Source organism: Polaromonas sp. P1_G2, from assembly GCF_056405515.1.
The window spans coordinates 1-439 of the sequence record NZ_JBFUBY010001216.1; the positions used below are offsets into that span (position 1 = coordinate 1).

General features: G+C 60.4%; 1 protein-coding gene. It reads left to right on the forward strand.

All coding sequences use genetic code 11. The features are described from left to right. Positions 1-23 precede the first annotated feature (23 nt). A partial coding sequence (locus AC1D0P_RS29840; RefSeq protein WP_477680036.1) for an alpha/beta hydrolase-fold protein occupies positions 24-439 on the forward strand: 416 nt, incomplete at its 3' end.

Below are 439 nucleotides of genomic sequence, written 5' to 3' on the forward strand. Positions count from 1 at the left end.
CCTCGGAGGCCTGCCGCTGCGACATGACCTTTGCGGTCTTCGCGCCGCCAAGGGCGAAAGACGGTTATCTGCCCGTACTTTGGTATTTGTCGGGTCTCACCTGCACCCATGCCAATGTCATGGAAAAGGGTGAATACCGGCGGCTTGCGGCTGAGCTCGGGCTCATCGTCATCTGCCCGGATACGTCGCCGCGCGGTGACAATATCCCCGACGAGGCCGGCAACTGGCAGATGGGCAAGGGTGCGGGCTTCTATCTCGATGCCACGCAGGCGCCCTGGTCCGAGAATTACCGGATGTACAGCTATGTCAGCGAGGAACTGCCGAAGCTGATCGGCGAGAACTTCAACGCCGACATGGGCCGCCAGGGCATTTTCGGCCATTCCATGGGTGGTCATGGTGCGATGACGATTGCACTCAAGCATCCGGATCGTTTCAGGAG